21 protein-coding genes are annotated in these 23,695 nt (G+C 51.9%); 9 read left to right on the top strand and 12 right to left on the bottom strand.

Annotated elements, in window-relative coordinates; all coding sequences use genetic code 11:
• Positions 1-58: 58 nt before the first annotated feature.
• The 8 genes from AWR27_RS22325 to AWR27_RS22290 form a co-directional block, all read right to left on the bottom strand.
• Positions 59-919: an inositol oxygenase family protein gene (locus AWR27_RS22325; protein WP_077133239.1), complete on the bottom strand. Its 861-nt coding sequence runs from the start codon at positions 917-919 to the stop codon at positions 59-61.
• A 114-nt stretch (positions 920-1,033) separates the two neighbouring features.
• Positions 1,034-2,377, bottom strand: coding sequence for an acetyl-CoA carboxylase biotin carboxylase subunit (gene accC, locus AWR27_RS22320; RefSeq protein WP_077133238.1), 1,344 nt, complete (start codon positions 2,375-2,377; stop codon positions 1,034-1,036).
• Between the two features lie 130 nt (positions 2,378-2,507).
• Entirely contained in the window at positions 2,508-2,993 is a 486-nt protein-coding gene (gene accB, locus AWR27_RS22315) for an acetyl-CoA carboxylase biotin carboxyl carrier protein (protein WP_077133237.1), read from the bottom strand.
• A 78-nt stretch (positions 2,994-3,071) separates the two neighbouring features.
• Positions 3,072-3,635, bottom strand: a complete 564-nt coding sequence (gene efp, locus AWR27_RS22310) for an elongation factor P (protein ID WP_077133236.1) — start codon at positions 3,633-3,635, stop codon at positions 3,072-3,074.
• A gap of 155 nt (positions 3,636-3,790) precedes the next feature.
• On the bottom strand, positions 3,791-4,774 hold the full coding sequence (locus AWR27_RS22305; protein ID WP_077133235.1) for a beta-ketoacyl-ACP synthase III: 984 nt from the start codon (positions 4,772-4,774) through the stop codon (positions 3,791-3,793).
• Between the two features lie 95 nt (positions 4,775-4,869).
• Positions 4,870-5,811, bottom strand: a complete 942-nt coding sequence (gene plsX, locus AWR27_RS22300; protein ID WP_077133234.1) for a phosphate acyltransferase PlsX — start codon at positions 5,809-5,811, stop codon at positions 4,870-4,872.
• Between the two features lie 149 nt (positions 5,812-5,960).
• Positions 5,961-6,155, bottom strand: coding sequence for a 50S ribosomal protein L32 (gene rpmF / locus AWR27_RS22295; protein ID WP_077133233.1), 195 nt, complete (start codon positions 6,153-6,155; stop codon positions 5,961-5,963).
• 98 nt (positions 6,156-6,253) lie between these two features.
• On the bottom strand, positions 6,254-6,805 hold the full coding sequence (locus tag AWR27_RS22290) for a YceD family protein (RefSeq protein ID WP_077134150.1): 552 nt from the start codon (positions 6,803-6,805) through the stop codon (positions 6,254-6,256).
• A gap of 170 nt (positions 6,806-6,975) precedes the next feature.
• On the opposite strand from AWR27_RS22290, the gene AWR27_RS22285 reads away from it, so the two are divergent.
• The 3 genes from AWR27_RS22285 (at position 6,976) to AWR27_RS22275 (ending at position 9,444) form a co-directional block, all read left to right on the top strand.
• A complete protein-coding gene (locus tag AWR27_RS22285; RefSeq protein ID WP_077133232.1) occupies positions 6,976-7,182 on the top strand; it encodes a hypothetical protein in 207 nt (68 codons plus the stop codon).
• Between the two features lie 163 nt (positions 7,183-7,345).
• On the top strand, positions 7,346-8,839 hold the full coding sequence (locus tag AWR27_RS22280) for a S41 family peptidase (protein WP_077133231.1): 1,494 nt from the start codon (positions 7,346-7,348) through the stop codon (positions 8,837-8,839).
• 77 nt (positions 8,840-8,916) lie between these two features.
• Positions 8,917-9,444 carry a 3'-5' exonuclease gene (locus tag AWR27_RS22275; RefSeq protein WP_077133230.1) on the top strand — a complete coding sequence of 176 codons (528 nt, stop codon included), beginning with the start codon at positions 8,917-8,919 and terminating at the stop codon, positions 9,442-9,444.
• Here AWR27_RS22275 and AWR27_RS22270 read toward each other — a convergent pair.
• Positions 9,428-12,598, bottom strand: a complete 3,171-nt coding sequence (locus AWR27_RS22270; protein ID WP_083732941.1) for a ligand-binding sensor domain-containing protein — start codon at positions 12,596-12,598, stop codon at positions 9,428-9,430. The genes AWR27_RS22275 and AWR27_RS22270 overlap by 17 nt on opposite strands.
• Before the next feature lie 209 nt (positions 12,599-12,807).
• Here AWR27_RS22270 and AWR27_RS22265 point away from each other — a divergent pair, with 209 nt between their 5' ends.
• Together AWR27_RS22265 and AWR27_RS22260 are read left to right on the top strand one after the other, a co-directional pair.
• Positions 12,808-14,946, top strand: coding sequence for a prolyl oligopeptidase family serine peptidase (locus AWR27_RS22265; protein WP_077133228.1), 2,139 nt, complete (start codon positions 12,808-12,810; stop codon positions 14,944-14,946).
• A 127-nt stretch (positions 14,947-15,073) separates the two neighbouring features.
• The gene (locus tag AWR27_RS22260; RefSeq protein ID WP_232325902.1) at positions 15,074-16,228 is read left to right on the top strand and encodes an ATP-binding protein; all 1,155 of its coding nucleotides are present in this window, start codon (positions 15,074-15,076) and stop codon (positions 16,226-16,228) included.
• A gap of 141 nt (positions 16,229-16,369) precedes the next feature.
• On the opposite strand, the gene AWR27_RS22255 is transcribed toward AWR27_RS22260, so the two are convergent.
• Both AWR27_RS22255 and msrA read right to left on the bottom strand, forming a co-directional pair.
• Positions 16,370-16,882: a hypothetical protein gene (locus AWR27_RS22255; RefSeq protein WP_077133226.1), complete on the bottom strand. Its 513-nt coding sequence runs from the start codon at positions 16,880-16,882 to the stop codon at positions 16,370-16,372.
• Between the two features lie 418 nt (positions 16,883-17,300).
• Positions 17,301-17,867, bottom strand: a complete 567-nt coding sequence (msrA, locus tag AWR27_RS22250) for a peptide-methionine (S)-S-oxide reductase MsrA (protein ID WP_077134149.1) — start codon at positions 17,865-17,867, stop codon at positions 17,301-17,303.
• Positions 17,868-18,031: 164 nt separating this feature from the next.
• On the opposite strand from msrA, the gene AWR27_RS22245 reads away from it, so the two are divergent.
• The 4 genes from AWR27_RS22245 to AWR27_RS22230 all read left to right on the top strand — a co-directional run bounded on the left by AWR27_RS22245 (position 18,032) and on the right by AWR27_RS22230 (position 23,481).
• Complete coding sequence (locus tag AWR27_RS22245) at positions 18,032-18,913, top strand: PPK2 family polyphosphate kinase (RefSeq protein ID WP_077133225.1); 882 nt, start codon at positions 18,032-18,034, stop codon at positions 18,911-18,913.
• 28 nt (positions 18,914-18,941) lie between these two features.
• Entirely contained in the window at positions 18,942-19,808 is an 867-nt protein-coding gene (locus AWR27_RS22240; RefSeq protein ID WP_077133224.1) for a PPK2 family polyphosphate kinase, read from the top strand.
• A gap of 184 nt (positions 19,809-19,992) precedes the next feature.
• A complete protein-coding gene (locus AWR27_RS22235; protein WP_077133223.1) occupies positions 19,993-22,473 on the top strand; it encodes a TonB-dependent receptor in 2,481 nt (826 codons plus the stop codon).
• Between the two features lie 114 nt (positions 22,474-22,587).
• Positions 22,588-23,481 (top strand): DUF4249 domain-containing protein, encoded by an 894-nt coding sequence (locus tag AWR27_RS22230; RefSeq protein ID WP_077133222.1) that lies wholly within the window; start codon positions 22,588-22,590, stop codon positions 23,479-23,481.
• A 73-nt stretch (positions 23,482-23,554) separates the two neighbouring features.
• Here AWR27_RS22230 and AWR27_RS25995 read toward each other — a convergent pair whose 3' ends face one another.
• Positions 23,555-23,686, bottom strand: coding sequence for a hypothetical protein (locus AWR27_RS25995; protein WP_257788519.1), 132 nt, complete (start codon positions 23,684-23,686; stop codon positions 23,555-23,557).
• Between the last annotated feature and the right edge of the window lie 9 nt (positions 23,687-23,695).

Below are 23,695 nucleotides of genomic sequence, written 5' to 3'. Positions count from 1 at the left end.
ACACAGAGTTTTTTCTCAGCGGTCTCAGCGCAATCTCCGCCCCGCTGCGTTTAAAAATTTATAACCGCAACGTAGCAGGTAAATACTTGGCAATCAGGTCTTCGTAATACGGTTTCAACTCGCTCACTACGGGCGGTTTGGGGCTTTTGGAGTACAAATCGTAGGGGTTGAACTTGCGCACCCACGCAAACATGGCCCGGTCATGGTCGTCCATCAGATGGTCGTAAGCTTCTTCGCGGTGCTGGGCGTAGAACGAGTGGTAACGCATCATGTACAGAGCCGGTTCGGGGAGGTAATCCTTCATAATCTGGTACAGATATTCATCGTGGCCCCACGACATGTGTACGTTACGAAGACCGCAGTTTGGCTCATATACGCCGTATTTGGTATTATACCGCTCGTCGTAGGTGTCGGGATTATTGGCGAAGTATTCGGGGTACACGATCTTATCCGAATGCGCGCACCCGACCGGGAACGTATCGCCCACAACGGCCCACTGCGGTTCGCCGAACAAACACAGCACTTTGCCCATGTCGTGCAGAAACCCGGTCAGCACAAACCAGTCGGGATGGCCGTCGGCGCGGATGGCTTCGGCGGTTTGCAGCAAGTGCTGTAGCTGGTCGAGGTCGGTATCGGGGTCGGAGTCGTCCACGAGCGTATTCAGGAACTCCATTGCGCCCCAAACCGGTAGTTCTTTCTTGTTAAACGCCAGAAACTCGCGCTCTTTCTCACGCACGAAGTCATACGTTTGGTAGGTATGATTGAGCCGGTAGAATTCCCGCACCGTGTCGCGCTCCGGGTTATCGTAGTTGCGATAATCTTCCTTCGCCTTATGCTCCGGCTGCGGGTAGCGCGTCAGCAGGTCGTCTTCCCAAACGTCGAGGCTGGTGAGTGGATTTTGAACAGGGAACGTGTTCATAGTGAGCCGTTTTAGTTTCGTGTCGTAAACCTACAAAAAAAGTAGCCCGATACGATTTCTACCGTACCGGGCGCAAAACTCTGCGTTCTCAGCGCGACCTCTGTTTCTCAGCGTTTAAAGCCCCGAAAAATCGAACGTATCGAGGAACGCGGTTGTGAATTTACCTGATTTGAATTTAGGGTCGTCCATAAGCCGGATGTGAAACGGAATCGTGGTTTTAATGCCTTCGATCACGAACTCCTGCAAGGCCCGCTTCATACGTGTGATGACTTCTTCGCGCGATTGGCCCGACACAATGATCTTGGCAATCATGGAGTCGTAATTCGGCGGAATGGTGTAACCTGCATACACGTGGCTGTCGATCCGAACGCCGTGACCGCCGGGCAGGTGTAATACCGTAATCTTACCAGGCGATGGCCGGAAGCCGTTGGCCGGGTCTTCAGCGTTGATTCGGCACTCCATCGCATACACTTTGGGCAGGTAGTTCCGGCCCGAAATCTCAACGCCAGCCGCTACTTTAATCTGCTCTTTAATCAGGTCAAAATCCGTTACTTCTTCCGTAATCGGGTGTTCAACCTGAATCCGGGTGTTCATCTCCATGAAATAGAACTTCCCGTGTTTATCGACCAGAAATTCGATGGTTCCTGCACCTTCATAGCCAATGGCCTGCGCTCCTTTGATAGCTGCTTCGCCCATTTCCTGCCGCAGCGCATCCGACACAATCGGCGAAGGCGTTTCTTCTACCAATTTCTGATGCCGACGCTGAATCGAACAGTCACGTTCCGAGAGGTGGCATACGCGCCCGTATTGGTCGCCGACAATCTGGATTTCGATGTGACGCGGCTCTTCTACGAATTTTTCGAGGTACAGACCGTCATTACCAAAAGCAGCACCGGCTTCGGTTCGGGCGTCGTTCCAGGCTTTTTCAAATTCGTCTTCCGAGCGAATAATGCGCATGCCTCGACCGCCCCCGCCCGCCGTGGCTTTCACAATGACGGGGTAGCCCATTTCGGCGGATAGCTTTTTACCCTGTTCAACCGATTCGAGCAACCCGTCGGAGCCGGGGATAACCGGAACACCCGCAGCCCGCATGGTGGCTTTGGCCGTAGCCTTGTCGCCCATACCGTTAATTTGCTCGGCAGTAGCACCAATAAACTTAATACCGTAATCAGCACAGATTTGCGAGAATTCGGCGTTTTCCGACAAAAAACCGTAGCCAGGATGAATGGCATCGGCACCGGTTACTTCTGCTGCTGAAATAATGCTGGGAATGCTCAGATACGATTGCCGACTTGGTGGCGGGCCAATACAAACAGCCTCGTCGGCGAAGCGCACGTGCAGGCTGTCGCGGTCGGCGGTCGAGTATACGGCTACGGTTCGGATGCCCATTTCGCGGCAGGTCCGAATAATCCGCAGCGCAATTTCGCCCCGGTTAGCGATGAGGATTTTCTTAAACATAAAAGTTGAATGGTTGAGTGATTGAATGGTTGAATGATTGAATGGTTGAATGATCGAATGAGGGCCGTACATTACTCATTCAATCACTCAACCATTCAATCATTCAACCATTCAATCACTCAACCATTGGTTAGATGGGTTCAACAAGGAAGAGCGGCTGATCGTACTCGACGGGGGTGGCATTTTCGACCAGCACTTTCACGATACGGCCCGATACTTCCGACTCGATTTCGTTGAATAGTTTCATGGCTTCGATGATACACACCACCTTACCTTCGCTAACATTGTCGCCCACTTCCACGAACGATGGCGTTTCGGGGTTCGATGATCGGTAGAACGTACCAATCATTGGCGATTTAATGGTCACGTAGTTCGAGGCTGCCGCCGGAGTCGGAGCGGGCGTTGCCGGGGCTGTCGATTGCGGAGCTGGTGCAACAGGTGCTGGTGCTGCCGGCATTGGAGCGACCGCACCGGGTGTTGCGGCAGGGGCAACAGCAGGCGCACCTATACCGTAGCGTTTCACGCTGATTTTCAGATCAGTCGTTTCAATGTTCACCTCGTCTAAACCCGACTGCGAGATAAAGTCGATTAGTTGCTGAATTTCCTGTGTGCTCATATCTTAGTGAAAAATGAAGAGTGAAAAGTGAAAAGTGGGAATAGGCATACTGTTTGTTTTTCACTTTTCATTCTTCACTTATTTAACTCGTTCTACGTATTCGCGGGTGCGGGTATCGACGCGGATTTTCTGGCCCGAGTCGATGAATAGGGGCACCATAATTTTGGCTCCAGACTCTACTTCGACCCGCTTTTTGGGGCTGTTGGCAGTGTCGCCTTTAATGCCCGGCTCGGCATAGGTCACTTCCAACTCCACGAAGGGCGGCAATTCGCACGAGAGGGGCGTTTCGGTATCGGCGTTGATTACGATTTCTACTTCCTGCCCTTCTTTCATCAGGTCGGCACCTTCCACCAGCTTCTCATCGAGGTTAATCTGATCGAAAGTTTCCTGATCCATGAAGTTGTAACCGGCTTCGTCTTTGTAGAGAAACTGAAACTTCCGGCGTTCGACCCGCACGGGGAAGATCGTGACACCGGAGTTGAAGGTATTGTCGATAACCCGGCCTGTGGTCAGACTTTTGAGTTTTGTTCGCACAAAAGCCGCGCCCTTACCGGGTTTTACGTGCTGAAATTCAGTAATCTGAAAAAGATCGTTGTTGTAGTTGATGACTAATCCGTTGCGGATGTCTGCAGTTGTTGCCATAAAATGTTTCTGAACCTGGATTTACCAGCATTAACAGGATTAAACAAGGTTATCTGAACCAAGATTAGCCTGGATTTACAGAATTAAGCAGGATTTGTCACGAGCGCAGCTCGCTCCTGCTTAATCTTGTTAATCATGGCTAATCCCGGTTCTGACTAATAAGCCCACTTCACGTAGGCGGCACCCCACGTGAAGCCACCGCCAAATGCGGCCAATACGAGGTTGTCGCCCTTTTTCAGTTGCGGCTCATAGTCGTATAGGCATAGCGGAATGGTGGCGGCTGTGGTATTGCCGTACTTATGAATATTCATCATTACCTTATCAGACTCAATGCCCATGCGGTTGGCAGTGGCATCGATAATGCGCTTGTTGGCCTGATGCGGCACTAACCAGGCTACCTCACTGCCCGTAAGCTGATTACGTTCCATGATTTCCGCCGAAACGTCGGCCATGTTTTTAACGGCGAATTTGAACACCGATGGCCCATCCTGATAGACGTAGTGCCAGCGTTTTTCAACAGTCTCGTGCGTAGGCGGATAGCGGCTTCCTCCGGCTTTCTGAAAGAGGTGATTCTGCCCAACGCCGTCCGACTTGATGAGTGAGTCGATGATGCCGTAGCCGTCTTCGGCAGATTCGAGTAATACGGCCCCGGCTCCGTCGCCAAACAATATGCAGGTTGTGCGGTCAGTATAATCAACGATAGCCGACATCTTATCGGCCCCAACAATAACCACTTTACGGCATTTTCCGGTTTCGACAAACTGCGAACCCACTGTCAGCGCATACAAAAATCCCGAACAGGCCGCCTGAATATCGAAACTGCCAACATTACGAATGCCAACCATATCGCAAATCAGATTAGCGGTGCAGGGGAACACGTAATCGGGCGTAGTGGTGGCACAGATGAGCAGATCGATTTCGTCGGCCCGTGTATTGGTCTTTTCGAGTAAGCCGGCCACTGCTTTCGCTCCCATGTGCGACGACCCCATGCCCTCGCCTTTCAGAATGTGTCGTTCTTTAATGCCAGTACGGGTTGTAATCCATTCATCGTTTGTGTCTACCATGCGCTCCAACTCAGCGTTGGTCAGCACGTAGTCTGGCACGTATCCATGAACTCCAGTGATCGCAGCTTTACTCATAGTTTCGGTGGTACTTTTTTCAGTGAACAGTGAGCAACCAACAGTTAATTAGCGTCAGTATGCACTGTTGGCTGTTGGTTGCTACCTGTTCACTGTCAACTCAGTGCCTGTGCAATTTTGGTATATGCGTCTGATTCAACCTGACGAATCGCCAGACTGATCATATTTCTAATAGCCAGTGGTGATGAAATGCCGTGGGCTATAATAACGTTGCCATGTACACCCAGAATGGGGCTTCCGCCAACAGACTCGTAATTTGTTTGATCGATAAACGCGTCGGTAATGCCGCGCTCCTTCGCCAGGCCGTAAAACGATTCGCCGAGTTTGAACAGCGTGTTACCGGTGAACCCGTCCGTAACAATTACGTCGGTTTTTCCGGCGAAAAAATCGCCCCCTTCAATATTACCGATAAAGTTAATCCGACGATTGTCTTTAAGAAGCTGATGAGCTGCCTGCGCTACCAACGACCCTTTTTGTTCTTCATGGCCGATGTTCATCAGAGCCACGCGGGGCCGGTCGATACCGAACGTATACTGCGCGTAGATTGACCCGATTTCGCCGAACTGAGCCAGCATTTCGGGTTTGCAGTCGGCATTGGCACCAATGTCGAGCATAACAGCATGACCCCCGGTAATCTGCGGCACAAATCCGGCGATGCAGGGTCGGATAACGCCCTCAATCGCTTTAACGCTGAACAGGGCTCCCACATGCATGGCACCGGTATTGCCGGCACTGCAAAAAGCCTGAACCTGCCTGTCTTTCAATAATTTAAACCCAACTCCAATACTGGAATTGGGCTTCTGCGAGAGGGCCTTAGTGGGGTGTTCGCCCATATCGATAATGTCTTCAGCCTGAACGCATTCAATATTCGTTCGGGCATCGGCACCATACTTAGTTAACAATGCCTGCACAATAGATTGCCGGCCCACCAGCACAATCGTCACTTGTTCCGGCAACCCGGCAGCGGCCATTACAACACCCTCGACAATTGCATCTGGTGCGTAATCGCCCCCCATCGCGTCTACTGCAATCTTCATCGATCAACTCTATGTGTTCAATTCACGCCCGTCAGGGCTGACTGGCGACTACAAAGCGTAAAAATAGAGAGGTGACGGGCAATAAAAAAGTATTTCGCGTTCATCTCCGAAAAGACGCTTGCGAAATACTTTAAACAACTCGCTGTTTTTTAGACCGTCTTGACGTAATTCTCGACAATCATCTGTCCTTTATAAAACAGATTCCCTTCGAAAACGTGGGCATGGTGCCGCTGATGTACTTCGCCGGTTTGGGTATCGGTCGAGAGCGTTACTGCTGTTGCTTTATAGTGCGTTCTGCGTTTGTCGCGCCGGGTGCTCGAGTGACGCCGTTTGGGATGTGCCATTTTTTTAAGTTGTAAAGTTGTACAGTTCTATCGTTGTAGAGTTTGTTGTAGCGGCCAGAAACTTTATAACCTTACAACGTTATAACTCTATAACTTCCTTAGTTATCACTTAATTTTCGCAGGGCGGCCCAGCGGGGGTCTGCTTCCTGCGATTTGTCGTCGTTTACATCGTCCAGACTACCGCCCGAACTGTACACGACCCGACCGTTTTGTTCGTCGTTGTCGAATTCTGCTTCGTCGTCGCGAAAACGCGGGTGTAGCCGCTTCATCGGTAACGACAGCCCTATGAACTCGAAAATATACCGTGCCACGTTGATGGTGGCCGTGTTCCGCTCGATCAGCTCGATTTCGTCGCTTAGTTCTTCGTTGTGGTCGCTGAACTTAAGCAACATCATCTGCCGCGTATCAATCGGCTCGTCGTACAAGTCTAAACTGCGGTCGCAGGTTTGTTCAACGGTGCCGGTAATGTGAAAATCGAGCCGGATCATCGTTTCCGATTTGTCGAGCGTCAGCCGCGTGTGTACGTTGCCTTTCTCGATCAAATCCTGCTCCAGAGCCGCAAAAAACGCATCGCCCGACTCGAAACTGTAGTCGTACTGCTTGTTTTCCAGCCCGGCAATATGGATGTTGTATGCCCGTAACGCGTTCACAATCGATTCCTCTCCAAAATAAGACCGCAAAGGTACGAAAGGTTTGTCAATCAGGAAAGTGCAATTCGGAAATTAGTGAAAAGTTAATGCTTCTTATGAGCAACAGTAGCCATTTTCCTGCCAAAATTGTTGATTATTCATTGTTCACTTTTTAGTCTTCACGTATCTCTATGGCACAGTATCAACTTGTTGAGAAACACGCAATTCAGCACCACAACGAATATTATGAACTGCGTACCACCCAAACAGAGCAGCCACACAGCTTATTTTTCACAACCAATGAAGAGAATCTGGAGGAGGTGGCAGCCGCTATAGCTAAAGAACACGCCGGCAACGCAGAAAACTGGACGGTTATCCCGCATCGGAAAGACGAATGAAACTTGCTCTACACAACCTGAACAATAGTCGGCTTGTGCTACCGATTACAAAATTTTCGGACTGCGTAAAACATTTTGGCTTGATTTAAGTTACGCCCAATGCTATATTCACGAAATCAAGGCTATTCCTACCGGTTTAGTCTTTTTACCGTGACTGATAGCAATGTATTTTAACCGAACCGTCCTCGTTTTTCTGTTGCTTTGTGGGCTGCGCTGTCCGGCATTGACCCAACCCCTGACCCCTCAGCAGGCCCGTACTGACCTGACGTTCCTGAAACGTAAGCTTGATTTGCTCCACCCCGGCATGGGCTACTATACGCCACAGCCTCAGATGGAGCAGTTATACGATTCACTGTATAACCGACTGACGGCTTCGATGGACTATCTGGCGTTTTTCCGCCACCTCAGCCCACTCGTTTCGGCACTCAAGGATGGACATACGAACCTGAACCACCGGAAAAATTATATCTCCCGAAACACGCGCTTTATTCCATTTTATATCCGGCTCGTTGAGAACCGCTATTACATAAGCCACAACGTATCTGCCGATACGAGCCTCCGGCGTGGCACCGAACTGCTAACCATTAATGGCCGGACGGTGGCTGACCTGCACCAGCATTTTATGAACGTCGATCACTCCGGCTCAGACGGCGACAATCAGACAGGGCGACGGCAGTGGAGTCTGGTACAGTTTGCCGATTATTATGCCGCCTGGCACGGTTCTGTCGATTCTATTGCTATCACCTTCCGCCGACCGGGCGATACAACTACGCACGCTGCCCGCCTGCGCTGCCCTACGCTCGATGGTTTTCGGACTACAATGTACCGCCGTTACGGAACGGAACGCGACACCCGTCCCAACTTGTCGGTTCGGCTTGTCGATACGCTGACCCACACCGCCGTGCTGCGTATATCGTCGTTTATGGGACCGAAAAAAACCGATCTGTTTCAGTGGTCGTTCAATCGTCGGCTTCGGCGGGCGTTTCGGCAACTGAGAGCCGAAAACGTTCAGAATCTGATTGTCGACGTACAGGGCAATGGCGGGGGTGCGGTCATCAATTCGGCCCGGCTGCTGCGCTACTGGATGCCGGAGCGGTTTTCAATCATGCAGCACGAAGAGATGAAACGAGCCGCCCGTGCCGAACTCATTACGCGCTGGAATCCATTGTCGGCCCTGAATTTTAGTCTGCAATATAAGCCGGTGGGGTCGAGTGGTTTCGCGAGCCGGTCGGGACGGCGGCAGTATCAGCCGCGCAGCCGCACGGCTTTTCAGGGTAATTTGTACTTTCTGATGAACGGGGCTTCCTTTTCGGCTTCGACGTCGGTGCTGGCAAAAACGCTCGATGCGGGCATAGGTACGTTTGTGGGTGAAGCCAGTGGGAGCGCGTTCTGGGGCGATTTTGCGGGTCATTTCAAAACCGTTACGCTTCCAAATTCGCGCATTCAGGTTCGGATTCCGCTCAAGAAACTCACCCATGCCGTGCTGGCCGAACGCGCCAATGGCTTTACGGTCGAGCCGGATTTTGTGGTTACGCGCACACACGACGACCTGATGACGAACCGCGATTATGTACTGGAATATGCCCTCCGGCTTATTCGGCAGGGTGTAGCAGTACGTGCAACTACGAACAGTCAGCAGTCAGCAATCAGCAATTAACCAGCATTGAACCTAAATCTTTGCTTATTTTGTATTGTAAATAACTGTTGGCTGCTGGCTGATAACCGTTCTCTGTTTTGTATTGTATTGTTGACGTTGAAACTACTGGGGGCGTAAACGGCCCCACCCGGCTGACCGAGATTGCCATGTTCCGCCACGATGGGCAACAGGTGATTGATTCGTTTCATTCGCTGCTGAACCCCGGTTGCCCCATTCCGCCTTTTATTCGCCACCTCACCGGTATTACTGACGAGATGGTAGCCGATGCGCCCGTGTTTGCCGATATTGCGCCCGACGTACTACGCCTGAGCGAGGGAGCCGTGTTTGTGGCGCACAACGTTGGCTTCGACTTCAATTTTATCAAGAAAGAATTAGGCTGGGCCGGTCACGAGTTCTACCGTCGAACGCTGTGTACGGTTCGCACCAGCCGGAAGCTGATTCCCGGCTATCCGTCGTATAGTTTAGGCAAGCTGTGCCACTCGCTCGGTATTCCGCTCAATGGCCGGCATCGGGCGCAGGGCGACGCAGCCGCCACCGTACAATTGTTCGAGTTGTTGCTCCAGCACGATCAGCAGGGCCTAATTCCGCTCAATGGCTCGCATTAGGCTGGTCGGTCAGGCTTTCGTAGAAACGTCGTTTGGGTAGCGGGCCGAGCGGTATGTCAATCAATACGCGGGTGCCGTGGTCGGGTTCGCTTTGCCAGGTTACGCGCCCGTTGAGCAGAGCCACCCGCGATTCAATATTACCCAATCCTAAGCCTGTTCCGTTCCGACGCGCCCGGTCGTAGTCGAATCCTACGCCATCATCGAGGTAGTTGAGCAGTATGCGGTCGGCCTGTTGCATAAACCGGAGTTCCAGGAAGTGCGCATTGGCATGTTTCAGCGAATTGCTGACTAACTCCTGCGTAATGCGGTAGAGCATCACTTCGATATCTTTGGGCAGTCGCTCCGCTGTTTCGTCCGAGGTGTTTTTCACGTGTTCATCGGCCACCATCTGCGCCCGAACCATACTGCTGGCATTGATCCGCGAAAACAATTCTTCCACAGCGGCTACGTAGCCGTGTTGTTCGAGCGTGGCAGGGTTCAGTTTGCGCAACAAATTCCGCACGTCGCCGATGGTATCATTAATCAAACCGAAAATAGTTGACTTGAGGGATAGAATAGGGGGCGTTTCGCCTACCTGCTGGGTCAGTTGGGTCGTATATAGTTTGATGGTTGCCAGCCGGGTTCCAATTTCATCGTGCAGATCGCGGGCAATGTCGCGTTTTACCTGTTCCTGAATATCGTAGGCCAGCCGGAGCCGACTGGCCTGCTGGTTTCGGATGGCGTTTTCGCGTTGCCGAACCCACGCCAGAATAATCAGGCCCAGGCCCAGCGTTGTTAGCAGCAGAAACGGCCATTGCTGCCAGAATGGGGCGTTAATGTGTATGACAAGCTTACGCACCCGGCTGCTCCAGTGTCCGTCCATATTAGCCGCCCGTACCTGAAACGTGTAGTTGCCTGGTGGCAGATTGGCGTAGCGAACATAGTTGCGCTCACCTGCCATCACCCATTGCGGATCGTACCCAACGAGCTGGTATTGATACATGTTGCGGCCATTGCTGATAAAATCAATAGCCGCAAACTCCATTGCCAGCGTATTCTGCCCATTATCCAGGTCAACGGCGGTTCGCTCGCCGATGTACTGATCCGATTGAAAGGGTTCTTCGTTGATAGTCAGGTTATAGATATGCAGCGAAGGGCTGAGCGACGACGAGCGGAAATGATCGGGCCGGAAACGATTGAAGCCATTGACACCACCAAAATACAACTCGCCCGACGCAGTGCGGAGATAGGCATTGCCATTGTATTCATAGCCCTGCAAGCCATCGTCGAGCATAAAATTTTTTATGGCTCCGGTGTTCGGGTCAAGCCGGGCAATGCCCCGGTTGGTACTCATCCAGACGTTGTTGTCGAGGTCGGCCAAACTGCCGTAGACAAATGAGTTCGCCAGTCCCTGCCGTTCGGTGTAGAGTTTTACTTTGCCCGTAGCCAGTTTACAGGCAGCCAGGCCCCGGTCGGTTGCCAGCCACATCACCTGCCGTAGTGTATCAGGACGAAGGTGCAACACCATGTAGCCATCCAGCCCGGTCTGTATTAGTTTCCAGGCTTCGCCCGGTTTGGTGGGCAGTTGGTAACGAAAGAATCCGTTCAGATAGGTGCCCACCCACAACTGCCGCTCAGCCGCATCGAACCATACATTAAAAATATTGCGACCAGTTAAAATGGGTAGCTTATCTAACCGACGGCGAACGGGGTTCAGCCCATAGAGGCCATCTTCCGTACCGGCAATCAGCAATGTATCGTTCACGCCAACCAGCACCCGAACATAGTTTTCGGATACGCCACTACTGGCCTCATCCGAAAACCGGATTGGATCAAAACGTTGCGTTTTCGGGTCAAAAGCCATCACTCCTCCCGGCGTGCCGACCCAAATGCGCCGTTGCGGGTCACGATATACGCTTTTTATCGTATGGTGCATTGGCATGTCGCTCTGAATTTCCTTAGCCAGATAGCGTTGCACCACACGGTTGGCGCGTGGGTCAACAACATCGATACCACCCTCTGTAGCCACCCAAATCCGGTCGAACCGCTCTTCCATGAAGCCGCGAACCGAATAATTACTCAGTTGCTGATCGGCGGGTGTAGTCTCGGCGGTTCGCTGTTTCATCAGACCACCAAACAGAAACGCGTCGGGTATAATACGCGCCAGGCCATTCGGGTCGGTATTTGCCCAGATAAGCCCGGTGTTATCAACGTAAATTTTGCTGATTTCGTAGTTGTTAAGTTGCTCCCTGATGTTGGTAAACGCGCTGATCTGACCCATCAACTGCGACCGTGTGTCTAAAAACAGTACGCCATCGTGCTGCGTGCCGAGCCAAAGCCGCCCCCGCTGATCGGGTGCAATGCTGTAAACAGCACTGATTGGTCGCCCCTGATACTGCTGGTATGCCTGTACGGTATGCTGCACCGGGTCGAAGCGAAACAGTCCGCTGCTGCATCCCATCCAGACGATGTTGGCCTTGTCGATGTAAAACGAGAAAACGGTTGTGGCCGGACCGAATGAGTTATCGGGATAATCGCTGAAATAGCGGGTTGTAGTTTTTGTTCGGGAGTTGTAGCGCACCAACCCTTTGGGCGCATGAAGCCAAATATCGCCGTTGGGCATTCGGACGGCTGAACTGGGCAGATCATACTCTTTAGATGGGTGAAATTCAGAACTGAGTATCGTTTTCTGCTTGCTGCGGTAGCGGTAACTCACTAAGCCTTCCACATCGCTCAGGTACAGCAGTTCGGTTTTATCGACATAAAATGGAAGTACCCGGCTCCGGCGTGGGCCAGCGGCTGGTGTCGGCATCAGATCGAATCGGTCGCGCTGACGGTCGTATCGGTTAAGCCCCTCCTCGGTGCCAATCCAAAGGTTGCCATCGGGGTCTTCAATCAGGCCGAAAATATTGCTGCCCCGGATGGTTCCCGCCGAGTCGGTGCCGCTGCCGGTTTCAATGGGTCGAAACGTTCGGAACCGATGACCATCGTAGCGATTCAGGCCATCCTGCGTGCCGAACCACAGAAAGTTTCGGCTGTCTTTGTGCATCACATAGACCGAACCCTGCGTCAGTCCATCGTTCACACCGATATGTTCGACCCGAAACGTAGTCGGGGCGTCGGGTCTGACCATCTGCGCGTGTCCGTTCTGTGCCAGCAGGCAACAAAACAGCATAAGCAACAAACGTCTGTTAACACGTAGTGGTAGCCCCATTGATTGATATAAGAGGAATGATAAGCAACTGTAAATGAGCTACGTATTTACCACTTTTCCAAACACATTGACCAATCGGCATCGAATAAATCAGATTGACCGCTTCGGGCTTATCTTTGTTGATTCTTACATCCTAACAGCAGGGTTTCTTCCTGCAATTTCATCAACTCATGCGTCGTATTAATTCTATTCAACTGCTTTGTATGTTGAGTTCGTCCGTCGCGCTGGGTCAGGCCAGCCAATCTCTTTCCTATCCGGCTACACAAAAAGCGGATCAGGTCGATACCTACCACGGCACCGCCGTTGCCGACCCCTACCGCTGGCTCGAAGATGATCGCTCTGCCGAAACCGCCGAGTGGGTAAAAGCCCAGAACAAGGTCACGTTCGATTATTTAGAGAAAATCCCCTACCGGAAGCAACTGCAAACCCGGCTCGAACAGATTTTTAATTACCCGAAATATTCGGCCCCGCGCCGAAAGGGCGACTGGTTTTATTTCTCGAAAAACGACGGACTGCAAAATCAGTCGGTGCTATACCGACAGAAGGGTCTGAACGGTACGCCCGAAGTAGTAATCGACCCCAACAAACTGTCTGCCGATGGCACCACCCGGCTGGGCGCGTTTTCGCTCTCGAACGATGGCCGCTACGCCGTGGTTGGCACCTCGAAAGGAGGCTCCGACTGGCAGGAATACCGCATCATGAACCTCGACACCAAGCAGTACCTGCCCGAAACGCTCGAATGGGTGAAGGTGTCGGGCGCGGCCTGGCAGGGCGACGGGTTCTACTACAGCCGCTATCCCAAACCCGAAGGCAGCGCGTTAGCCGCTAAAAACGAAAATCATCAGGTCTTCTATCACAAACTGAATACACCCCAAAGCAACGACCGGCTGGTGTATGAAGACCCGCAGAATCCGCAGCGGTTTCACATTCTGAGCACTACCGACGATGAGCGGTTTGCCGTTCTGAGCGTCAGCGACCGGGGCAAAGGCAAAGACGGGAACGCGTTGTTTTTCTTGGACGCGACAAAGGGCCAGAAAACGTTTGCACCCGTGGTAGCCGAGGTCACGAACTTTAGTTACGGCGTCATTGACAACGATGGCGACCGGCTCATTATCCTGACCAATGCCGACGCGCCAAACCAGAAAGTGATGGCGTTCGACACAAAAACGGGGCAGATGAAGCCACTTATTGCCGAACGGCCCGAACCCATCACCGACGGGGGCGTTAGCGCGGCTGGTGGCAAGTTGTTCGTTGAGTATTCAAAAGACGTGAATTCGCTGATTCAGGTATTCGATTATGCGGGCAAGCCCGAAAACGAGGTCAAACTACCCGGCATTGGCGCGGCTGGCGGTTTTGGGGGCGAAAAAGACGACAAATTTGTGTTCTACACCTTCACGTCGTTCACGTTCCCGCCAACGATTTACCGCTACGACATTGCCACCCGGCAAAGCTCCGTGTTCCGCGCGCCTGAAGTCGATTTCAAACCAACCGACTACGAAACGAAGCAGGTGTTTTATACCAGCAAAGACGGTACGCGGGTGCCCATGTTCATTGTTTACAAAAAAGGCATCCGGCTCGACGGCTCGAATCCGACGCTGCTCTACGGCTATGGCGGTTTCAACGTGAGTTTGCCACCTGCGTTCAGCCCCACGCGCATTGCGTTTCTGGAGCAGGGCGGTATTTATGCCCAGGCCAACCTGCGCGGGGGTTCGGAATACGGCGAGAAATGGCACGAGCAGGGCATGAAGCTGAAAAAGCAGAACGTGTTCGACGATTTTATTGCCGCTGCCGAGTATCTGATTGCCCAGAAATATACCAGTTCGGCCAAATTAGCCATTCAGGGCGGCTCGAACGGCGGACTGCTGGTGGGCGCGGTCATGAACCAACGCCCCGACCTGTTTCGGGTGGCCCTGCCCGCCGTGGGCGTGATGGACATGCTGCGGTTTCACAAGTTTACCATCGGCTGGAACTGGATTGCCGATTACGGCAGCAGCGATAATCCCGACGAGTTCAAGGCACTCTACGCCTACTCGCCCCTGCATAATCTGAAACCGGGCCTGAACTACCCCGCCACGCTCATCACCACCGCCGACCACGACGACCGGGTTGTGCCGGCTCACTCGTTCAAGTACGCAGCCCGTTTGCAGGAGGTCTACAAGGGCAACAACCCCGTACTGATTCGGATTGATACCAACTCAGGCCACGGAGCCAGCAACACCAAAAAGAACATTGAAACCACCGCCGACATCTACGCCTTTATCCTCTGGAACATGGGCGTATCGAGTTTGAAAGAGGTAGCGCAGAAGTAGGTAGTATTGCAGTTATTGACAAAAAGCCAGCAGAAAAAGTTGGCTTTTTGTATGAGCTTTTGACAGAAAAAGTGTTTTTTTGTTAAAATTTCTAACAGAAATGCATTTCAGGTCAATATACACGGCTTTGGAAGCCCACCTGTCGAAACGTCAGGTCACGGTTATCACAGGGATGCGACGGGTGGGCAAATCAACCGCCGTAAAGCATCTTCTTTCATTAGTACCCCATACCAACAAGCTATATTTAGACTTAGAAAAAGCCAATAATCGATTTATTCTTAACCAGTCTTCCTACACAGACATCGAAATAAACCTACAGGTAGAAGGTATTAATTTTAATGAACCGGCGGTTATTGCGCTTGATGAAATTCAGCTTGTGCCGAACAGCACCAGTGTTATTAAGTACTTATACGACACCTACCCCGTAAAATTTATTGTAACGGGTTCAAGTTCTTTTTATTTACGCAATCATTTTACAGAGAGTTTGGCAGGCCGTAAAACCATTTTTGAAATGGCCCCGCTGTCATTTGCTGAATATTTAATTTTCAACGAAGTCGAGCCAACTCGTTTGCAGCCATTTGCACTACAAGCCTATCAACCGGCCTTTTACGACAGGTATCAGGCGCATTATGAGCGGTATCTTCAATTTGGAGGTTTCCCCGAAGTGGTTCTTTCTGAAACAGATAAGGATAAAGAACAGTACCTTGACGATATAATCAATGCACATATTGAACTGGACATTCGGCTCCTATCCGATTTTTCGGTGAGCGATGATCTTTACAAACTGATGCGACTACTGGCGAATCGTACTGGGAGTAAAGTTGATTATTCAAAAATAGGAGCTTTGCTCGGTATCAGCCGACATAAAGTAAAAGACTACTTATCATTACTGAATTACACGTATTTTGTCAAAATTGTAGAAGCCTTTACAGCCAATGCCGACCGGGCAATTGCGTATCAGTCCAAGTTCTACCTAAGTGATAGCGGACTACTTAATCGATTAGCGCAGGTAAGTAGCGGTGCTGTATTTGAAACAGCCATTGCCAATCAATTGGCTAACCTGGGGACGGTTCAATATTATCAAAATAGAAGTGGTGCTGAAATCGATTTCATTCTGAACGGCAAAAAAGCTTTTGAGGTGAAAGAAACGCCAACTGAACAAGATGCCGCTGTCCTAAAACATCGGGTTAAAAGCACCGCCATAACCGAGTACGCGTTAATTGGCCGTCACAGGCCGTCATCCGACTTTCGGCAGTTCATTTGGGGGGGGGCTATTTACTAATCACCGCCGACATCTACGCCTTCATTCTCTGGAACATGGGCGTATCGAGTTTGAAAGAGGTGGCACAGAAATAAGCAGACACAAAAAATCCCCGGCAACCTGATTGACGGGGATTCTTCGTGTCTTTAGTGTACGGCAGGATTAGAACTTGAATGTTACGCCAAGTTGTAAGGGCGCGACGCCAAAGCCAGCTTCAGCGAAGCCACCAATTTTGTCACTAAAGAAGTAACGACCGCCGAGATGACCACCCAGGCCAATACCACCGTATGACCCACGGAACCCAACAAAACTTTCATTCCAGGACCAGCCGCTATAAATCAGGCCAAGACCCGCGTAGAGATCTACTTTGTCGTTAGCAAGGCTCAAAATTTCGTTGAAATGGTAAGAGCCACGTGCGCCGATGCTATAATAGGAGCCAACACCACTGTAGCCTCGGAATGCGCCGACACCGCCAACTGTGATGTTTTTGGCAACGCCTAACTCAAATGACGCCCCAAAGCCCAGTCCTCCTGAGTAGCCAATGCCGCCCCAGCCGCCTAAACCAATACCAGCGTTTAGGAACTTACTGCCTTTATCAACCGCCATTTGGGCAAACGACTCGGTGCCAACGAGCAAACCGAGAATTAGCAGAATCGAAAAGTGAAATTTTCTCATGTGATGCAAAGGATTAACGTAAAACTTTAGGCAAAGTAAAGATGAATAAACAAACGTTCATAGCGATGTCTTATTTATCGGTCAAATAGGTAATTATCGGTCATAAAGCATCAGCAGAACGAGCGTAAATCTAAGCCAGAAAATAATTCATCTCAAAATCTACCTTCCAAAAAATCATACGGCTACTACCACACGTCAACACTATGGCTCTGCTGATGTATTGATTTGGTATATGGTGGGGCTGTTGTGTGGCTGGCGCAGGTGGAGACGCAAAGGGTTGCGTCTCTACGCCGGATGGTCACCTGTAGAGACGCAACCCTTTGCGTCTCCACCTGCGCCAGCCATACACCAGCCCCACACCAGAGCAACAAAAAAAGCAACCCGGTTCGAGTTGCTTTGCAAAAGGGAGCATTATTACTTAGTTATGCGCCACCTCTGGCTTCAGTTTCTCTTTAAACACTTTCTTAAACTTATCGAGCTTCGGCGCAATTACAAAGGCGCAGTAGCCCTGGTCGGGGTTCTGGGCAAAGTAGTTCTGATGGTAGGCTTCGGCTTCGTAGAATTTGCTGGCCGGGCTGATCTCCGTTACAATCGGGTTGGCGTAGGCACCGGCTTTGTTCAGTTCGGATTTGGCCGTTTCAGCTAAGCGTTTCTGCTCGTCGTTGTGGTAAAAAATCACCGAGCGGTATTGCGTACCTACGTCGGCCCCCTGCCGGTTCAGTGTAGTGGGGTCGTGACTGCGGAAGAATGCTTCCAGCAACTCCTGATAAGTAATTTTGGTGGGGTCATATGTTACCTCCACACACTCGGCATGGCCGGTGGTGCCGGTGCAAACTTCTTTGTAGGTCGGGTTAGGGTTCTTACCGCCTTCGTAGCCCGATACGGCACTGATTACACCGTCGAGCGATTCGTACATGGCTTCCGTACACCAGAAACAGCCTGTGCCGAAGGTAGCCTTTTCCAGATTGGCAGATTGATTCGTCATACGTTTGGGTTTTGACTGGGCCAGCGCATTCAGGCACAGGGCCGAGAGCAACAAAGCAGTGAAGAGCCTGAAAGGTTTGCGCAGCATGGTCGCAACTATTGGTTTGGTATGTTGTTACTACACTGATAACGTAACGTCAACCGGTAAAGTTTACCCGTCTACTTGTGAAAGAACTCGACACCGCCCGCTTCCGCTACGACGGCAGCAAAACCCTGAACATCAGCAAAGCACCTACCAAAATACCCGACCTTTATGCCGATAAAGACGAGTACGAAACGCTGCTGCGCGAACAGGCCGCCGAACTCGACAAATGGCAAAACCGGATGTATGCCCACAACCGTTACGGCCTGGTGACGGTATTTCAGGCCCTCGACGCAGCCGGGAAAGATGGCACCATTCAGAACGTGTTTACCGGTACCAATCCGGTAGGCGTGAAGGTCTACTCGTTCAAACGCCCCACCGAGCAGGAACTCGAACACGACTGGCTTTGGCGAAGCTGGCGCGAACTGCCCGAACGCGGCACCATCGGTATTTTCAACCGCTCGTACTACGAAGAAGTGTTGGTTACGAAAGTACACCCGGAGATTCTGACCAAAAGCCAGCGGCTACCCGAAAAAACAACCAACGACCTGAAAAAACTCTTCGAGGATCGGTACGCGGCCATTCGGCACATGGAGCAGTTTCTGCACCAGAACGGCTTTCCGACGGTGAAGTTTTTTCTGCACGTCTCGAAAGACGAACAGGCCGACCGGCTTATTGCCCGTATCGAAGACCCCGAAAAAAACTGGAAATTCGACGAAGGCGACGTAACCGAACGCGGCTTCTGGAACGACTACCAGCAAGCTTATGAAGACGCCATCAACGCAACGGCCACCGAACACGCCCCCTGGTATGTGATACCCGCCGACGACAAGAAAAACATGCGCCTGCTCGTAGGCCGGATTCTAATCAAGGAAATCCAGAAACTACCCATTGCCGAGCCAGACCCCGACAAAAAACGGTTCGATGAGTTACAAAAATTGATTCCAGTGATTCGCAGCCAGTAATGCGGCTGGAAAGCCGCGCCACTCCGTTATGAAAAACTATCGCTACGACGGCACGAAGCCGTTCAAAATCGCCGACGTGCCCACGCTTGTAGAGCCGCTTTATGCCGATGAAGCCGACCGCGCCCGCCAACTCGATGAACTGGCCTCGCGTATGGATCAGGCTCAGAACCGAATGCACGCCGACGAGCATTATGGCCTGCTGGTACTTTTCCAGGCGATGGACGCGGGTGGCAAAGACAGCAGCATCCGGCACGTACTGAAGGGCGTGAATCCGTCGCGGTTTCGGATGGCGGCTTTCAAGAAACCGAGTGAAGAAGATCTGAAACACGATTTTCTGTGGCGATTCTGGCAGGAATTGCCCGAACGCGGCTACGTCGGCGTGTTTAACCGGACATACTACGAAGAAGTACTGGCCCTGCGCGTTCATCCCGAACGGCTGCGTGAAGGCTACATCCCCGAAAACCTGCTACCAAAAGATGATAAAGTTCTTTGGAAACAACGCTTCACCGACATCGTGCATTTTGAAGATTATCTGTTCCGCAATGGCTTCCCGACGGTGAAATTCTATTTGCACGTCTCAAAAGAAGAGCAGGGCAAGCGGCTTATTGCGCGACTTCGCGATTCAGAAAAGCAGTGGAAATTCAGCGAAAACGACCTCAAAGAACGCGAACACTGGTCTGCTTACATGCAGGCTTACGAAGACACGATCAACGCAACGGCCACGAAACACTGCCCCTGGTACGTGATTCCAAGCGACGACCGGGCCAATCAGCAGCTTATCATCGCACAGATTTTAGCAGACATGCTGGAATCATTGCCAATCAGGTTTCCTGAAACCGACGATAAGGAAGCAAAGAAGTTGATTAAAGCCATTGAAAAACAGGATGCTGCGTAGTTTAGTTTAAGGGATATAGCTGTTGCCTGCTCCGCGTCATTGACCAGTACATACCGTTCATAGTCGGTTTCTTCCGCTTCTTAACATTTATCAAGGCTGTCCTCAACCAGCACCATACCTTTGTGTTCGTTTCCATAAACAACCTGATGGGGGTGGTCCCAGCGCGGATACCTACCGTACAATCATGAAACAGTTTTCATCCTATGTCCTGTTGCTCGGTCTGGCGTTTTTACTGCCACCGACGCAAACGAAGGCACAGTCAGCGCAAAACGTGCTGAACCGCCCCGCTCAGCAGGAGAAGCTGACTATCAGCGGCTACATCAAAGATGCCGCCAACGGCGAAGGACTGATCGGCGTATCGGTCTATGTGAAAGAGTTAGGCACTGGAGCCGTTACTAATAACTACGGCTTCTACGCTGTGCCGGTTCCGGCGGGTTCTTACAACCTCGTTATCACCTACGTTGGTTACGAAAAACTGACTCGTACCGTTACGCTGGCCGACAAAAACGTGCGGCTCGATCTCGAACTAAGCGAAGAAGGCAAACAGCTTCAGGAAGTGGTTGTTTCGGCAGACCGCGAAGACGACAACGTGAAGAAGATTGAAATGAGCGTCAACAAAATTGACGTAAAAACGCTGCAACGGATTCCGGCTCTGCTGGGCGAAGTCGATGTGATTCGGAGCATTCAGCTATTGCCCGGCGTTTCGACCGTGGGAGAAGGCGCAACGGGGTTCAACGTGCGGGGCGGCAGTATCGACCAGAATTTAGTGCTGCTCGATGAGGCACCGATCTACAATTCGTCGCACCTGTTCGGGTTTTTCTCGGTCTTCAACCCCGACGCCGTGAAAGATGTAAAACTGGTAAAAGGCGGCATTCCGGCTCTATACGGCGGGCGCGTGTCGTCTATCTTAGACGTTCGATTGAAAGAGGGCAATGCCAAGAAGCCCGAACTAAACGGTGGTATTGGCTTAATTTTCAGCCGCTTATCGTATGAGCGACCGTTGTTTAAAGGACGTGGCTCGTTTATTGTGGCGGGTCGGCGGTCGTATGCCGATATTCTGGCGCAACCTTTCCTGAACAACGATTTGCGCGGGGCTAAATTCTATTTTTACGACCTGACAGCCAAAGCCAACTACCGCATCAATGATAAAAACACGGTGTTTCTGTCGGGCTATTTCGGGCGCGACGTGTTCGGTGCCGATTTTGGCTTCAACTGGGGCAACGCTACGGTTTCGGCCCGCTGGAACCACGTTTTCAGCGATAAGCTATTCCTGAACACCACGGCTTACTACAGCAACTACGATTACTCGCTTGACTCCGACCTGAAACGGCGGCCCGAAAACGCGGGCGACTATTTTCGCACAAAATCGCGCATTGTTAACTACAGTATCAAGCCTGATTTCACGCTGTTTCTGGGCAAAAGCACCATCACGTTCGGCGGTCAGAGCATTCTGCACGATTTTCAGCCCGGCACAGCCACGGCAGCCAGCGCGGGCCGCGTGGTTACGTTTGGTTTAGAGAGTAAATATGGCCTTGAAAACGCGCTGTATATTGGTAACGAGCAGCAAGTGTCCAAAAAAATACAACTGCAATACGGCCTCCGCTACTCGCTCTACAACTACATCGGCCCCGGCGAAGCCTACGACTTTTCGACCGACGTGCCGCTGGGCTTCAGCCGGCCTCCCGTTGCGACGCGTACTTACCAGCGGGGCGAAAATATTCAGACCTACGGCAATTTTGAACCGCGTTTCTCGGCCAAGTATGAACTAAGCAATAATAGTTCGCTGAAGCTGAGTTACAATCGGTTGGCGCAGTACATTCACCTCGTTTCAAACACAACGGCCTCCACACCACTTGACGTCTGGACGCCCTCGACCAACAACATCAAACCCCAAATTGCCGATCAGATTGCAGGCGGTTACTTCAAGAATTTCGGCAAGAATGGCACCGAATTTGAGGCTTCTGTCGAACTGTATTACAAATGGCTGCAAAACCAGATCGACTATGTTGACGGAGCTAACCTGATTCTGAACAAGTATCTGGAAGGCGATTTGCTCAGTGGCCGGGGCCGAACCTACGGGGCTGAATTTTACCTCAAACGCAACCGGGGCACCGTAAACGGCTGGGTGAGCTACACACTCGCCCGCACCGAACGGCTGGTAGACGGAATCAACAATAGTAACTGGTTTCCGGCTCGCTTCGACCGGCGGCACAACCTGACAACGGTGCTGCTGTTCGACCCTCCGCAGGCCAAGCGATGGAATTTCTCGGCTACATTCACGCTCGCCAGCGGCACGCCAGCCACCTTCCCCACCAATCGATTTGAGTTTGGCGGATTTGTGGTGCCGCAAAACGCCGAAAATGCCCGCAACAACTACCGAATTCCGGCTTATCACCGGCTCGATCTGGCCGCTACGTTGCAGGGACGCCGTCGGCCCAGTAAACGCAAAGAAGACAACTGGGTGTTTTCGGTGTACAACGTTTATGGCCGCAAGAACCCGTTCTCGGTATTTTTCCGGCAGGTTGAACCCTCGCAGGCTACAGTTTTCGACCAGTTGGCCGACCGCTACGTAACGACCGTGACGCAATCGACCCGCACGGAGGCCGTTCGGTACTCAGTTTTCGCGACGCTCATTCCATCGGTAACGTATAATTTCAAGTTTTAAACGCCCTCACCCCCGGCCCCTCTCCCGTAAGGCGAGGGGAGCAAGGCTCCCAAGATGTTTACACCCCTCGCCCTATGGGAGAGGGGCCGGGGGTGAGGGATAGAAATAACATCCATGAAACCGCAACTATTTATTCTTCTTTCGGCCATTGCCATCTTCGGGCTTACGGGCTGCGAAACGGTGATTGACGCCGACCTCGATACCGGGCCAACCCAACTTTCAGTGGAGGCTACGCTTACCGACCAGCCGGGACAGCAGCAGATTCGGCTCACGCAAACGGCACCTTATTTCAACAATAGTGCCCCACCAGCAGCCACCGGAGCCACCGTGCGCGTAGCCGACGATGCGGGCCAGACCTTCAATTTTACCGATGCCGATAACGACGGCCTGTATGTGTGGCAACCCGCCACCAACCGCGACACACTGGGGCGCGTTGGTCGCACGTATAGCCTGAGCATTACGTATCAGGACGAAACCTACCGCGCTGTAAGTCGTCTGAACCGCGTACCAAACATCGATTCATTGATTTTCAGAAAAGAGAGCATCAACCCGCTGTCGACTACAGAAGGGTATCAGGCCGAGTTTTATGCCCGTGACGTGCCGGGCGCAGTGGATTACTACCGAATCAAGTTTTTCCGCAACGGTACGTTGCAGAACCGTCCTGGCAACATCATTATCTCGCAGGATGGCTCATTTCGGGGTAGCGCCAACACCGACGGGCTGGTGTTTATCCGGCCTATTCGCCAGTCTATCAATCCCGACAGTTTGTATAGGCTGAACGAAACCGTGCGGGTCGATCTGGAGTCGATTTCGCCCGAAGCCTATATCTTCTGGGAGAACCTGCGCAATCAGATTACCAACGGCGGGCTGTTTGCTACGCCCCCGGCCAACGTACCAACCAACGTTTTGAATACCAATCCGAACGGGCGCAAAGCCACCGGCTTTTTTATCACGTCGGCGGTTCGCACCCGCACCGCCCGCGTGACGCCGGAGAACGTCCGGCAATGATTACGATTAACCGAATAAGCCCCTCCCCTTGTTTAAGGGGAGGGGTTGGGGTGGGGTGACTCCGCCCGGATACTCACAGCTTCAACGCGTGACGTACCACAACTCCGGGCACAATGAACGCCAGAAATCCCGTTGCCAGCATCAACGTGAGCGCGATTTGCAGTACAGCCAGTAGTAGGCCACCAAAAAACGTAATGATGCGCATAGATGTCTG

Source organism: Spirosoma montaniterrae (assembly GCF_001988955.1).
Classification (GTDB): Bacteria; Bacteroidota; Bacteroidia; order Cytophagales; family Spirosomataceae; genus Spirosoma; species Spirosoma montaniterrae.
Note: the sequence above shows the minus strand (reverse complement) of the source record. Positions and strands in the feature narration are given on the sequence as shown.